The sequence below is a fragment of the Ruegeria sp. HKCCD7303 genome, assembly GCF_013111185.1.
Classification (GTDB): domain Bacteria; phylum Pseudomonadota; class Alphaproteobacteria; order Rhodobacterales; family Rhodobacteraceae; genus Ruegeria.
Genome location: NZ_WVRE01000002.1, coordinates 363,185 through 376,848, shown reverse-complemented (window position 1 = coordinate 376,848; position 13,664 = coordinate 363,185). Strand labels below are relative to the sequence as shown.

The 13,664-nt window shown below is 56.2% G+C and carries 15 protein-coding genes; all 15 read right to left on the bottom strand.

What is annotated here, in order from left to right:
• Positions 1 to 4: 4 nt before the first annotated feature.
• Positions 5 to 790: an acyl-ACP--UDP-N-acetylglucosamine O-acyltransferase gene (lpxA, locus tag GS630_RS06490; protein ID WP_171173915.1), complete on the bottom strand. Its 786-nt coding sequence runs from the start codon at positions 788 to 790 to the stop codon at positions 5 to 7.
• Positions 787 to 1,260, bottom strand: a complete 474-nt coding sequence (fabZ, locus tag GS630_RS06485; protein ID WP_050602398.1) for a 3-hydroxyacyl-ACP dehydratase FabZ — start codon at positions 1,258 to 1,260, stop codon at positions 787 to 789. Before fabZ ends, lpxA begins: the two co-directional genes overlap by 4 nt.
• Before the next feature lie 72 nt (positions 1,261 to 1,332).
• A complete protein-coding gene (locus GS630_RS06480; protein WP_245223198.1) occupies positions 1,333 to 1,896 on the bottom strand; it encodes an OmpH family outer membrane protein in 564 nt (187 codons plus the stop codon).
• Positions 1,897 to 1,917: 21 nt separating this feature from the next.
• On the bottom strand, positions 1,918 to 4,278 hold the full coding sequence (gene bamA / locus GS630_RS06475; RefSeq protein WP_171173911.1) for an outer membrane protein assembly factor BamA: 2,361 nt from the start codon (positions 4,276 to 4,278) through the stop codon (positions 1,918 to 1,920).
• Between the two features lie 127 nt (positions 4,279 to 4,405).
• Positions 4,406 to 4,549: a hypothetical protein gene (locus GS630_RS06470; protein ID WP_171173909.1), complete on the bottom strand. Its 144-nt coding sequence runs from the start codon at positions 4,547 to 4,549 to the stop codon at positions 4,406 to 4,408.
• A 79-nt stretch (positions 4,550 to 4,628) separates the two neighbouring features.
• On the bottom strand, positions 4,629 to 5,981 hold the full coding sequence (gene rseP, locus GS630_RS06465; RefSeq protein WP_171618989.1) for an RIP metalloprotease RseP: 1,353 nt from the start codon (positions 5,979 to 5,981) through the stop codon (positions 4,629 to 4,631).
• A 4-nt stretch (positions 5,982 to 5,985) separates the two neighbouring features.
• Positions 5,986 to 7,158 (bottom strand): 1-deoxy-D-xylulose-5-phosphate reductoisomerase, encoded by a 1,173-nt coding sequence (gene dxr / locus GS630_RS06460; RefSeq protein WP_171173905.1) that lies wholly within the window; start codon positions 7,156 to 7,158, stop codon positions 5,986 to 5,988.
• Complete coding sequence (locus GS630_RS06455) at positions 7,158 to 7,940, bottom strand: phosphatidate cytidylyltransferase (RefSeq protein ID WP_171618987.1); 783 nt, start codon at positions 7,938 to 7,940, stop codon at positions 7,158 to 7,160. The genes dxr and GS630_RS06455 overlap by 1 nt, the downstream gene beginning before the upstream one ends.
• A complete protein-coding gene (locus tag GS630_RS06450; protein ID WP_171173900.1) occupies positions 7,937 to 8,668 on the bottom strand; it encodes an isoprenyl transferase in 732 nt (243 codons plus the stop codon). The genes GS630_RS06455 and GS630_RS06450 overlap by 4 nt, the downstream gene beginning before the upstream one ends.
• A gap of 9 nt (positions 8,669 to 8,677) precedes the next feature.
• Positions 8,678 to 9,241, bottom strand: coding sequence for a ribosome recycling factor (frr, locus tag GS630_RS06445; RefSeq protein WP_171173898.1), 564 nt, complete (start codon positions 9,239 to 9,241; stop codon positions 8,678 to 8,680).
• A 182-nt stretch (positions 9,242 to 9,423) separates the two neighbouring features.
• Positions 9,424 to 10,419, bottom strand: coding sequence for an acryloyl-CoA reductase (acuI, locus tag GS630_RS06440; RefSeq protein WP_171173896.1), 996 nt, complete (start codon positions 10,417 to 10,419; stop codon positions 9,424 to 9,426).
• Between the two features lie 105 nt (positions 10,420 to 10,524).
• A complete protein-coding gene (locus GS630_RS06435; RefSeq protein ID WP_171173893.1) occupies positions 10,525 to 11,628 on the bottom strand; it encodes a dimethylsulfoniopropionate demethylase in 1,104 nt (367 codons plus the stop codon).
• Entirely contained in the window at positions 11,629 to 12,156 is a 528-nt protein-coding gene (locus GS630_RS06430; RefSeq protein WP_171173891.1) for a DinB family protein, read from the bottom strand. It lies immediately after the preceding gene.
• Entirely contained in the window at positions 12,156 to 12,860 is a 705-nt protein-coding gene (locus GS630_RS06425) for a DUF1326 domain-containing protein (RefSeq protein ID WP_171234325.1), read from the bottom strand. The genes GS630_RS06430 and GS630_RS06425 overlap by 1 nt, the downstream gene beginning before the upstream one ends.
• A gap of 4 nt (positions 12,861 to 12,864) precedes the next feature.
• On the bottom strand, positions 12,865 to 13,629 hold the full coding sequence (locus GS630_RS06420; protein ID WP_171619463.1) for a DUF2182 domain-containing protein: 765 nt from the start codon (positions 13,627 to 13,629) through the stop codon (positions 12,865 to 12,867).
• Positions 13,630 to 13,664 lie beyond the last annotated feature (35 nt).

The following is a 13,664-nucleotide window of genomic DNA, read 5'->3' as shown; positions in this document are numbered from 1 at the left end:
GGGTTTATTTCCCCGGTGTCAGGAATGAGCGATCACTGTGGCCGGTGACAAAATCGACGATCCGCTGCACGTAATCGCTTTCATTGCCTTCGCCGATCCGGCTGGCGCGGTCCATAAAGGTTCCATCGCCTTCGGACAGTTCCTTGAAGGCCGCGCGCAGCGCCGAGATATCCTCGCGCGAAACACCCTTGCGTTTCAGACCAACAAGGTTCAAGCCGTCCAGCTCACCACGTGAGGCCTGCACCAGACCGTAGGGAATAACGTCCTTGGGCACCATGGTCAGCGCACCAATGATTGCTCCGCGCCCGACGCGCACCCATTGATGCAGCCCTGAAATGCCGCCGACAATCACATCGTCTTCCACGATACAGTGACCAGCTGCCCCTGCGTGGTTGACCATGATGACGCGGTTGCCGATCTGCACGTCGTGGGCCACGTGAACGCCTGCCATCAACAGACAATCATCCCCGATGCGCGTGACGCCGCCGCCACCGTCGGTGCCGGTGTTAATCGTCACATGTTCCCGAATCCGGTTACGTTGACCGATTTCCAGGCGGGTGTTTTCGCCACCGAACTTCAGATCCTGCGGGATTTCACCAATCACCGAGAAATTGAAAATGACGGTGTCTTCGCCAACCGATGTATCTCCGGTCACAACCACATGAGATTTAAGCTCGACCCGATCCGCCAGTTTGACCTGCGCGCCGACATAGCAGAATGGACCAATCGTACAGCCCTGCCCGATCTGAGCGCCCTCTTCAACAATTGCGCTGGGATGGATTCCACTCATGTTGTTTTTTCCATATCCCAATCAACATAGGCCGAAAACTCGGCCTCGGCTGCTACTTCTCCTTCAACCGTGGCCCGACCGCTGAATTTGAACAGCTTGCCGCCTTTTTTACCGCGCACTGTTTCCACATGCATTTCCAGAACGTCACCTGGCACTACCTTGCGGCGAAACTTGCACTTGTCGATGCTCATGAAATAGATCAGCAATTCAGTATCGATGACATCCATGCCAACACCCAGCATCACACCCGCAGTCTGAGCCATGGCTTCGACGATTGTGACGCCCGGCATGATCGGTGTGCCGGGGAAATGCCCCTGAAAGTGCGGCTCGTTCATAGTCACGTTCTTGATGCCGCGCGCCGACTGATAGCCCGAGATGTCCACCACCTTGTCGACCAGCAAAAACGGATAGCGATGTGGCAAGATCCTCTGGATCAGCTGAATGTCGGCGCTTTTGGTTTCCGTGGTCATTGATCAGATATCCCGTTTTGGATGTTTCTTTTCCGCGTGGTTAGCAATACAGCAACCCAAGGGCAAGCAACCCTATTCGCCGTTGCCCTCTTGGAGGGAACTGCCATCCCCGATTGCAGCGTCGATACGGGCGATGGCTGCGTCAGTGATGTCGGTGGTGCTGACGACCACATTGGATCGTTCGATCATTACGCTGGCTCCAAATTCGCGCAGCAAGTCCACAAGGATGGGGCGGACGATCTCGAAAAAGGTCTGTTGCGCTTCTTCACTGCGCCGCGCCAAGGCATCCAGCTTGGCGCGCTGGCCTTCGCGATGAGACTGAACCTTGGAGTCAAAAGCCTCGGCCAATGGGCGGAATTCCTCAGCCGGCAAGGTCGCGCGCTGTTCCGTCAGTTCTTTTTCTTCCTGGCTGAGCTCAACCACAATCCGTTCGTTTTCTTCCGCAAGCAGGGCACTTTCTTTTTCGACCTCTCGCCGCACACGCTGACCGAAGGCCGACTTGGAAAACAGTTCTTCGCTGGACAAGGTAACGACACTGGCTTGCGGTACGCCGAGTTGTTGTGCCGAAACCAACGGTGCAGTCAAAACAACCGACAAAAGACACAGGGCCCCGAAAGGGCCCAGTGCTGTTCTCATTATCTTATCCAACATGTCTGATCAGAACCGAGCCTGAATCGTAAAGTCAAAGTTCTGTTCCTTGTCGAAGCTCTCTTTTTTCAGAGCCTGCGAGAAGTTGAACCGCAACGGTCCGAACGGTGTGTCCCAGAGAACAGCGATGCCAATCACGTGGCGGATCGAGCCGTTTGCACCGACGATATTCGCACCGGCGGTGTTGACGTTGTCGATGTCATAGAGGTTACCGACGTCGTAAAAGACACCGCCGCGCAGACCCAATTCTTCGGGCAGGCCAAGCGGGAAATCGCTTTCAAAGCGTGCAACCCAGTAATAGTTACCACCGATGGCGTCATCCTGACCGTTGGACAGATCCCGTGGGCCAAGACCTGCAGGCTCGAATCCGCGGAACGTATTGGGCCCCAGCACAAAGCGGTCAATCGTACGGCTGAAATCGTTCCCCCGCCAGTGCAGCGCACCCAGCTCCATCGACGCCCGCAGCACGACCTCTTCGTTCCAAACGCGGGTTTGTGCGATGCCGCGTGCGGTGGTTTTGAAGTATTTGTTGTCGCCACCAAGACCCGCAGCATCAACGCCAACCTCGAACAGAACGCCGGAATTCGGGTCCAAACCACCGCGACGGCTGTCATACACGTAAGACACACCCAAAGAGCTGGACGTTCGCTTACCCTGAGCGATTTCCGACGAAATAACCGCACCGTTCACTTCGTTGTCCTGCTGGGTCATTTCACTGCGATCCCAACCATAGCGCAACCGCAGCGACGACAGTTCCCCGATGGCATAGGTCAGTTGTGGGGTGAAGAACAGCGAGCTGGTATCATAGCTGGCAAAGCCCGAGTTTGTTCCCGACAGCCCCAGCCCCAAGTCAAAACGCAGCTTACGGCCCAGCAGATACGGCTCTGTAAAGCTGATCGAATACTGCTCGGAGTCCTGGGCGGTCGAAATCGTCAGACCTAGGTTCTGACCACGACCCAGGAAGTTGGATTCATTCAGACCAATCGCGATCCCGAAACCGTCCGTTACCGAGTAGCTACCACCAAGACTAAGCGAGCCTGTGGGTTGTTCTTCTACATCCACATCCAAGATCACCTGGCTGGGCGAAGACCCTTCGCGCGGCTCGACATCTGCGGTGGCGAAGAAACCCAGAGCATTGATCCGCTCAGCCGCCTGACGAATTTCGCGCGGGTTGAATGGGTCACCCTCGACCGTGTCAAATTGACGGCGGATGACGCGGTCCAGCGTGGTGGTGTTGCCTTCAATGTCAATCCGTTCAACAAATATGCGCGGACCTTTTGTCAGGACAAACTCCACATCCAGTGTCAGGTCGCGATCATTGCGGGTGATGCGCGGCTCGACCCGCAGGAAGTCCACGCCCTTCTTGACGCCCAAACGTTCTTGCCGGGCAATCGAGTTTTCAATCAGCGTGGGCGTATAAGTCACACCAGGTTTGATCTTCAGCGCATCTTGATATTCTGCGGCGTTGACGCCGGGGATTTCACTGACCGTAGTGATCTTGCCGAACGAGAACTTTTGCCCTTCTGTGACGTTCATAACCAGAAAGAACGCATCCCGTTCACGCGTGAATTCGACATTGGCGCTGTTCACCCGGAAATCGACGTAGCCACGCGACAGGTAGAAATCGCGAATGACCTGTTTGTCGAACTCGATGCGGTCGCCAATAAACGTATCGTTACGGAAGAAGGTCCGAAGGAACGTTGCTTGCTTGGTCTCGAGAACCCGGCGCAAACGGCGGTCCGAGAATGCCCGGTTGCCAACAAAGCTGACACGCTCAACTTCGATGGTTGTGCCTTCCGCGACTTCAAAAACCAGATCGACCCGGTTGTCACTGCGGCGGATGATCCGTGGAATGACCGTTGCGGCAACCCTGCCCTGCGCTGAGTAAACTTCGGCAATCAAATCCGCGTCTGCTTCTGCCACCTGAGGGGTAAAGACTCGGCGCGGTTCGGATTGGATGACGTCCAACAAAACGTCATCTTTAACCCGAGCGTTTCCTTCGATGCTGATCTGGTTGATCGTGGGGTATTCCTGAACTTCGATCACCAGAGTAGTGCCACGCGGCGTCAGCTCGACTGTTTCAAATACACCACTGTCAAGCAATCGCTGATAGGCATCATTAATCTGTCCGGCGGTGACTGTTTGGCCCGGTTCGATTCCGGTTCGGGCTATAATTGTGCCGGTTTCGATCCGACGGTTGCCCTCAACCTGGAAGGAGTTGATCGTGAAGTTTTGCGCCTGCGCCGCGTTCGGAAAAGCCGTCAAACTCGCTGCAACAAAAAGGAAAAGAACCGTTAGCGCCTGCCACAAAATATTGTTTGTCGGCATTTGCCCCCCGCAGGATGTGCCCGCGTTTCGCCTGTCAGTCATTTTGTGCTCTACCCAGAATTTTAGAACTTTATTGCTGAGTAACGGGATTAAATGAGCTTGTCAAAAGGCGAAATAGAAGCATTCCACTACGAGGGTGGACCAGAAGCTGCCAGCATTTCGGTAAGAATCAGAATCCCGCCAGATAGATCCCGGCCAGATAAGCTGCACCTGCCAGCGCCAGCGCTGTCATCGCAAAGCTCAACAACACGTCACGGTTCAGCATGAAAAGCAAGCTGAACCCCTGGTACGATTTTTTAAGCGCTTTGGTCATGGTGATACCCTTTCGACGCAAAGAGCATAGTCCCGAAATAAGGCAGGAATGCGGCCCAAATTAGCGCCTAACGCCACAATCAGCAGAACAGATCGTTGCTAACCGAAAACAGCATCAGAGTCAGGATAATAGTGATGCCCAGCCCCATGAGAATTCTCAATGCGCCGTCGCTGGGTGGTTTACCTACGACGGCTTCGTAGGCGTAGAAAACCAAGTGGCCGCCATCCAGTGCCGGAATCGGGAACAGGTTCAACAAACCAACGGCTGTCGACAGCACTGCGATAAAGAAGATAAAGTTCTGCGCCCCCTGGCTGGCCATCGCACCCGAGGTTTCGGCGATTCCGATTGGCCCGGAAATGTTGCAGGTGCTGATCGCTCCCGTCACCATGTGCCACATACCGGACAAAGACCCTTCGATGATCCGACCTGTTTGAATGACACCGCCGCGCAGTGAATCCACAAGACCGGCGGGTTCAGTAGCGGGTTCTAACATCATTCCACCGATGATGCCGATCCGCCAATGGGTGACAAACCCACCTTCCGGTTGAGGCTCGTCCGTGCGTCGAGGCGCAAGTGCAAACTCCAGATCGGATCCGTCTCGCCATACGTTCAAAAGTAGAACGCGGCCATCCGAGCTTTCGACAAAGTCCTTCAATTGATCAAAGGCAAAGATCGGCTCGCCATTCACGGCAGTGATAACATCGCCCTGCTCAAGCTGGATATCCATTGCGGCGCTGCGCGGGGCGACCTGCCGGATAAGTGGTGGAAACATCCAAGGCGCCTGAACGTCCAGCGTTTCGCCGTCTCGGATTACTGTATAATCCAGAACTGGTTGCACCGGCAGTGCATCGATGAAATCCTGCCATGCCCCTTCTTCATCATAGTCCGGCGTAGTGATGCCCGAGATCGCGATGATCACATCACCTTCACGCAGCTCTTGCACCGTCCCTGGCAGAGGTTGCAATGAACCCACGGTCAACGGTTCGCGCGAAACACCCTGCGACCAGAAAATCATGCCAAAAACCAGAATGGACATCGCAAAGTTAAATGCCGGGCCTGCCGCCACTGTAGCAGCCCGCGCCCACAAGGGTGCCCCGTGCATTGTGCGCCGCAACTCTTCAGGGTTTTGAGTGGCGATTTCGCCCATCGCCTCTTCATCTTTCCCTGACGCGGCATTGGCATCGCCCAGGAACTTCACGTATCCGCCAAACGGCAACAATGCGATCTGCCAGCGGGTACCGCGTTTGTCTACGCGGCTCCAAAGTACAGGGCCAAACCCGATCGAGAACACCTCGGCATGGATACCAGACCAGCGCCCCACAATGTAGTGGCCGTATTCATGCACGGCCACGATAACGGACAACGCGATGACAAAAGCCACAATCGTCCAAAGAAGATTGCCAAATTGAGGTATCAGCGAAAGTACGTCCAAAATTCTATCCTGCTCGTTCCACCACGGTGTCATCGACCCATTGACGTGCCAAATGGTCCGTTTGATGCACGTTATCAAGGGTCATCGGGGCATCAATAAGGCCGTCTGATGCGTCAAATCGGTCAAGAACGGCGGCCACGGCATCTGCCATATCCAGAAATGAGATCCGGCGCGCAATAAAATGATCCAGCGCTCGTTCCTTGGCTGCATTGAACACCGCCCCCGCCAGACCACCGCGCTCCATTACATCCCACGCCAGTTTCAAAGCCGGGTATCGCTTCAGATCAGGCGCTTTGAAGTTCAATTGTCCGATCTTCGCCAGGTCAAGCCGATCCACTGGAAGATCGCGTCGTTCTGGCCAATGCAAGGCGTAGCCGATGGCATGGCGCATATCCGGTGCTCCCATATGGGCCATCACAGCCCCATCGCGGTACCCGACCATTGCATGTACGATGGATTCAGGGTGCACCAAAACCTCGATCTGCGCAGGCGAAACAGAGAAGAATTCCCTTGTTTCAATCACTTCTAAGGCTTTATTGAACATCGAAGCACTGTCGATTGTAATGCGCTGTCCCATGTCCCAGTTCGGATGGCTGGACGCTTGTTCCACCGTGGCATTGACCAAATCTTCCATCGGCCAGTCCCGGAATGCTCCACCGCTGGCCGTAATGATCACGCGCTCAACGGCAGTGATGTCTTCTCCGACCAAAGCTTGAAAAACGGCTGAATGCTCGCTGTCGACCGGCAGCAGTCGCGCATCATGAGCCTTGGCCGTCTCCATGACCAGAGACCCTGCGCAGACCAGCGTTTCTTTGTTGGCCAGCGCCAGCGTTGAACCTTGTTTCAGCGCCTCAATCCCCGGCGCAAGCCCTGCTGAGCCCACAATGGCTGACATGATCCAATCCGCTGGGCGCGTTGCAGCCTCGGCAATGGCGTTTGCGCCAGCCGCTGCTTCGACCTCGCTGCCAGTAAGCGCGGCGCGCAGATCGTCCAACTTGTCTTCATGTGCCGTCACCGCCAGATCGGCCCCTAAACGGCGCGCGTCATTGGCCAGTTTCTGAATATTCGCCCCACCTGTCAGAGCCACGACATCATAGTCGCTTGGCGCGCGTGAGATCAGATCGATCGTGTTTTGCCCAATCGATCCTGTGGCCCCAAAAATAGAAACCCTGCGCATTACATCCCACCCGGCGCGTAAAACAGCCCAGCTATAAGGACAAACAAGGCAGCGCCCATCATGCCGTCAAAGCGATCCAGAAAGCCGCCATGGCCTGGGATCAGGTTTGAACTGTCCTTGACCCCAAACTTTCGTTTGACTGCACTTTCGATAATATCACCAGCTTGACTGGCCATTGAAGCCAATATCGAAACAACAACAAACGCGAATCCGAAACCGGCATGGGCCGCAAAGGCCACCCCGACGCAGGCGGCGGCAGCCCATCCACCCACTGTTCCCGACCATGTTTTCTTAGGGCTAACTTTGGGCCAGAACTTAGGTCCGCCGATCATTTTTCCAACAAAGTACCCTGCGACATCCGTGGCGACGACCACGGCAATCAGCCAAACCATCCAACTAAAGCCAAAATTCTCGCGGACCGAGATGAACCCCAACCCGGCGCCGACAATCCAGACAGCAAACAGCCCATAAAGGATCTTGGATCGGCTCACCTGCCCCATTCCCACCAAGGCGGGCGCGACAATGACAGGTAATGTGTACAGAGGTGGCAGATGGTAACTCAGCAAAACCGCAGCGCTTGTCAGGACGCCAAGCTGAATGGCCGTACCCTGGCTTTTTGGATCGATCATCCGAACCAGTTCCCAGGTCATTAAACCGCAAGCTGCAGCGATAAAAGTTTCAAACCAAACACCGCCCAGCCACACCTCGACCGCGCCCACCATAACCAGCACGACTGCAGAAAGAACCCGTGCTGTCAGGTCAGACCATCGGCCTTCGCTCATGCCAGCACCGCTCCGAACCGGCGCTCTCTCGAGCCATAGTTGCGGCATAGCGCTTCCAGTTCGGCGGCCGTAAAGTCCGGCCACAAAGTATCGATAAACTCGTATTCCGAATAGGCCGACTGCCACAAAAGAAAGTTTGAAATACGCGCTTCGCCACTGGTGCGAATAACAAGGTCCGGATCAGGAAGAACACGCGTATCCAGATACTTAGGAAGAGTTTCTTCGTCCACCTCTTCAGGCTTCAATCGCCCCTCGGCAACATCACGCGCCAACCGTTTGGTGGCGCGCGCCACCTCATCACGGCCACCGTAGTTCAACGCCACCGTCAAATGCACGAGGTCGTTGTCCTTGGTTTCCTGTTCCAAAGCATCCATCAAATCGGTCAGCTTCGAATCCAACCGGACGCGATCACCGATGAACCGAACGCGGATTCCGTTGTCCGCAAGTGTCCGGGTTTCTTTGATGATGTAGCGACGAAACAGGCTCATCAGACCTGCAACCTCAACCTGCGTCCGCTTCCAGTTCTCGGTCGAAAAGGCGAAAACAGTCAGATACTTGATCCCAAGGCCAGGACAGGCCTCAACCACCTCTCGCACACGCCGCGCGCCCGCATGATGACCATACAGTCTGGGGCGGCCACGCGCCTGTGCCCAACGACCATTGCCGTCCATGATGATAGCCACGTGGCGTGGGCCGGAAACCGGATCGATTTGGGGATCTTTGGGCATCAGTCCAGCTCAGACCTGCATGATTTCAGCTTGCTTGGTCTCAAGCGCAACATCAACGGCCTTGATCATTTCATCCGTCAAATCCTGAACTTCGCTTTCCCAAAGCTTCTGGTCATCTTCCGACATTCCATCCGCCTTGGCTTTTTTGATCTGGTCCATACCGTCGCGGCGCACGTTGCGGATCGAAACCCGCGCGCTTTCCGCATATTGCCCGGCAACTTTACCCAGCTCGCGGCGGCGTTCTTCATTTAGCTCGGGAATCGGCAACATGATGATGGTGCCGTTCAGCTGAGGATTGATGCCAAGTCCGCTTTCTCGAATGGCTTTTTCCACCTTTCCCACCAGTGACTTGTCCCAGACATTTACAGTCACCATACGCGGTTCGGGCACGTTCACTGTGCCCACTTGGTTGATCGGCGTCATCGAGCCATACGCGTCAACCATGATAGGTTCCAGCATGGAAGCCGATGCGCGCCCCGTGCGCAGCGAGGCAAATTCGGTTTTCAGATTGGCCATGGCGCCATCCATGCGGCGCTTGAGATCGTCGGTGTCCAGTTCGAAGTCGTCAGACATGCTGCTCACTCCCCGTATTCAGGTACTCTTTCGATGGGTCTTACGCCATCGCAAATGGGATGTATAGCAATCATGATCGGGAATTGTATCAATGGCCAGAGGCGCTGCGACCATTTTGTACCAAACCTGCGACCTCAGACCTGGTCGGAATCATCCGTCCAGGTCTGCTGGAAAGCTCGAACCTAAGCGTTTACATCCACTACGACGCGACCCTTGACCTGTCCTTTCAGGATATCGGCACCCAGTTGAGGTAAATCTGACAACACAGCGGGTTGGATCATCGCGTCCAACTTGTCCATCGGCAGATCCGTGGCGATCCGTTTCCAGGCGCGCAGCCGATTGTCAAAGGGCTGCATTACACTGTCGATGCCCAGCAGGTTCACCCCACGCAGCAAGAATGGAATCACTGTCGCCGGCAATCCAGCCCCGCCAGCCAAACCAACTGCCGCAACAGAACAGCCGTATTTCATCTGACCCAGAACACGCGCCAACATATCGCCACCCACTGCATCCACACAGCCAGCCCAGGTTTCACTTTCCAGCGGGCGTTTGGTGGTCTCATTCAGGTCTTCGCGCGGCACAATGGTCGTCGCGCCCAAGGATTTCAGATAGTCCCCGGTTTCGGGCCGCCCGGTTACTGCGGCGACCTCATATCCCAGCTTGCCCAGAATTGCCGTGGCCACCGATCCAACACCACCTGCAGCGCCTGTCACCAGAACCGGTCCCCGATCCGGGGTCAGTCCATGATCCTCCAGCGCCATCACCGCAAGCATCGCCGTAAACCCGGCGGTACCCACAGCCATGGCCTGCCGCGTGTCCAACCCGTCAGGTAGTGGGACCAACCAATCGGCCCGCGCATTGGCTTTCTGAGAATAACCGCCCCAATGCGCCTCACCCACACGCCAACCGGTTAGAACGACCTTGTCCCCTGGCTTGTAGCGATCATCTGACGAAGCCTCTACCGTACCGGCATAGTCAATGCCCGGAACGTGCGGGTAGGACCGGACCAGCCCGCCGCCTTTAGGAGACAGGCAGAGCCCGTCCTTGTAGTTGACCGTCGAATACTCGACAGCAACGGTGACTTCACCATGCGGCAGATCATCTTCCGACAACTGCTTGACCGATGGGCTCGCCAAACCGATTTCTTCGTCCTTCTCCATCACAAGAGCATTGAACATATCTCAATTCCTTTCGTGTTTCTGCGCCCGGACCAGTTCTTCACCTGGCCCAAAATACCTCGGGGGAGTCGCGCAGCGACGGGGGCAGCGCCCCCAACCCCCGTGTCAAATCCAGAAATGTGACTGCACGGTTGCGTGACGCATCCCGTCCGGTGTCTCAACATCCAGTTCCGTTCCCGCGTCCCAATGGCTCAATCGCACCATGCCAATGGCTACGTTGGTCTTGAAGTCAGGGGACCAGGTCGCCGAAGTCACCTGCCCGACCCATTTTCCATCCGCGTAGAGACCCCAGGGCCTATCGCAGCCCGGCACAGGATCGCCCGCGATGGCAATAGGCCGGATTTGCTGAATGGGCCCCTCTTTGGCCACACGCAGCAATGCATCGCGGCCAATGCAGCCGATTGCGGTATGCGTGTTGCAGAACTTGCCCAAGCCACACTCGTGCGGAGTGTTATCATCCGTCATGTCATTGCCATAGGACAGCAAGCCACCCTCGATCCGTTCGATCAGGTTTGGACAGCCGGCACGCACCTCAAGGTCTTCTCCTGCAGCGAATAATGCATTCCAGAGGGGCATACCAATGTCGCTGCCCTCAACATAAATCTCGAATCCGCCCTGTTTGGAATAACCCGAGCGCGCCACGGCCAGATCGCGTCCCTCAAACTCGAACATGTCAAACTTGAAAAACCGGATATCCCGCACGCGGTCGCCAAATACGCGGGCCATGAGTTCGTCCGCCTTGGGGCCCTGAACAGCAAGCGGCGACACATCCGGCTCGTCCACGAGAACATCCAGACGGTATCCCACAGCGATCCCTTTGACCCAAAGCAACAGGTCACTGTCCGCAATCGAAATCCACCAACGATCTTCGGACAGCTTCACAGCCACCGGGTCGTTTAGCATTCCACCTGTTTCATCGACGATCGGCACATAGAAACACTGCCCCGGCAACATCCCACGCAAATCTCGCGGAGTGAGCATCTGCATCAGGCGTGCGGCATCCGGCCCGCGTAGTTCGACCTGTCGCTCACACGAGACGTCCCACACCTGCACATGGGTCTTCAAATGCCGATAGTCGGCCTCAACGCTTTCGAAAACAGTAGGCAATAACATACGGTTATATACCGTATATCCTTTGACCCCAGCAGCTTCGACCCCATCCGAGAATGGCGTGCGCCTCAAACGGCGCGAAGGAGATATTTGCGGCATTCAATCCTCCTGCGGCATGAAGACAAGATCACTGACCGGCGCTTCAGATCCCGCCTCAGTCAGCATCTTGTGCACTTGTCCCCGGTGGTGGGTTTGATGATTGAACATGTGGATGACGCACCGCGCATAGGGCAAAGTAATGTCAGCCTCCTTCGCGGCTGAATACCACGTGAACGGACCCGTCAGAGGTTCGTCGCCCAAGCTGTCAGCCCATCGGATGATGCGGGCGTCAATCTTTTCTCGCAGGGGCAGCCATGCAGACAGGTCGGGGCACAGATACACACTTTCATGAATACCGCCGCCCGCGCGGTGAATGTTGCTTTCTGGCCCGTCCCCCTTGTCAAAGCGGGACATCCAGATCCAGTCCCCCCAGAGCAGATGGTTGGCGGTACCTAGGATCGAACCAAAAAACGCTCCGCGTTCAAGGATCAGCTCCTCGTGACTCAAAGCTTGCATAAACTCCGACAACTGCTTGTTTTGCCAATGATTATACTGCGCCATCTCACGTGCATAAGCGCCGGTGATCATTACTTAGGCCCATGCCAGTCAATCGGACAAATCTCGGCTGACTTACCGCCAAAATCCCAAACCCGGCCGTAATCACGCACTTTCGACTTCGTGCCCCGCGCCACGATAATATCAGGGCCCATCCAGTATTTCGAGTTCGAAACCATGACAGGATGCTCTGGGTCCTTGCCTCCAAGCATTTCGATCTCGCCCTGTATCTTGCGGCCAATCATGATGCGGCGCTTGGTCCCGTCGCGTTCGATCTGCACAGGGGCACGCTCGGCCCCGATGATCTCACTCACCAGCATGGTAAACAGCCCGGTGGTTCCCCCGGCCTGCCCGCTGAAAATCTGAAGCAAACCGTTATACGCCTTTCCGCTGGCGCGCTCGTCGACATAGGCCGCCACTTTCCACTGGCCTTCGCCCATACGGCCCGGGATATCGACCAACAGACCGACATTCAGCCCAGACAGATCTTCGCCCTCATAGTGCCCTTCATCGATGATGACGCCCATCCAAGCATGGCAATGGCCCTCGGTCGGAGGATGCGCACCCAGCGACACAACACAGGGGCAGAATACATCGCACGAGCAATTCAGGATCAATTCGCCCTTGATCGACCATTCCGTTGGGCTCATTTCGCGCCGTTTCGGGTTTGGCATCCGGCTGTCAATCCGCTGACTGATGGGCAACCGATCGGCTTCTGGTTTTCTGTTTTTTGCCATTGGCTTAACCTCCGTAGCTAATTGGATAGACGAGCAGGACGAGACCGCCCGCAATTAATGCAAACCCCATGGGCCGCGTGATCGCGTGCCCGATTTGGGGGAGTTTCTCCAAAACCATGAACAGTGTCGCGAGACCCATCCACAACAAGCTCATGACACCGCCCACAAATCCCAGCGCCATAAAACCCCAACAGCAGCCGACGCAAAACGCGCCCAGGCCCAAACCCATGCGGACCCCGCCCGCGAAGCCGGTTTTCCAATGGCCCAGGAAATAGGTCATCGGGGCATGACAAACGCCGTGGCAGACCTCTTTCGCGCGGGTGAACTGAAAGGCCCCCACTGCAATCATCAATCCGCCTGCAATCCAGCCGGACTTGGCGATGCCCAGCATATCGACCGCACCGCCAAACAGCAAAGCCAGCTGAATCCCGGCGATCAGAGCCGCAAACCCAACCCACACGATCGAGTACCCCGCCAGAACACCCAGCCAACCCGCACGGCTTCCATTGGCGCTGCGGATCAGGTCGTCATAGCTGCGCAGGGTTGGTACAAGCGTGGGCAGCATCATAGCCGCCATCATGATCGCCCACATTGAAAACAGCGGCCCAAACTCGGCCATGGGCATATACATGTCCATGCGCGGATCCATGGCCGCCATGGCCTGCCCCATGGGTCCGGGGCGACCGATCAGATCAAGGTCCATGTCCCGGCTCATCGAGAACATGACCCACCACGCCCACAGGATCAGAACATAAAAGCCCAGCCACATTCCGCTGCGCAGCCAAGTACGACTCACTTCAGCCT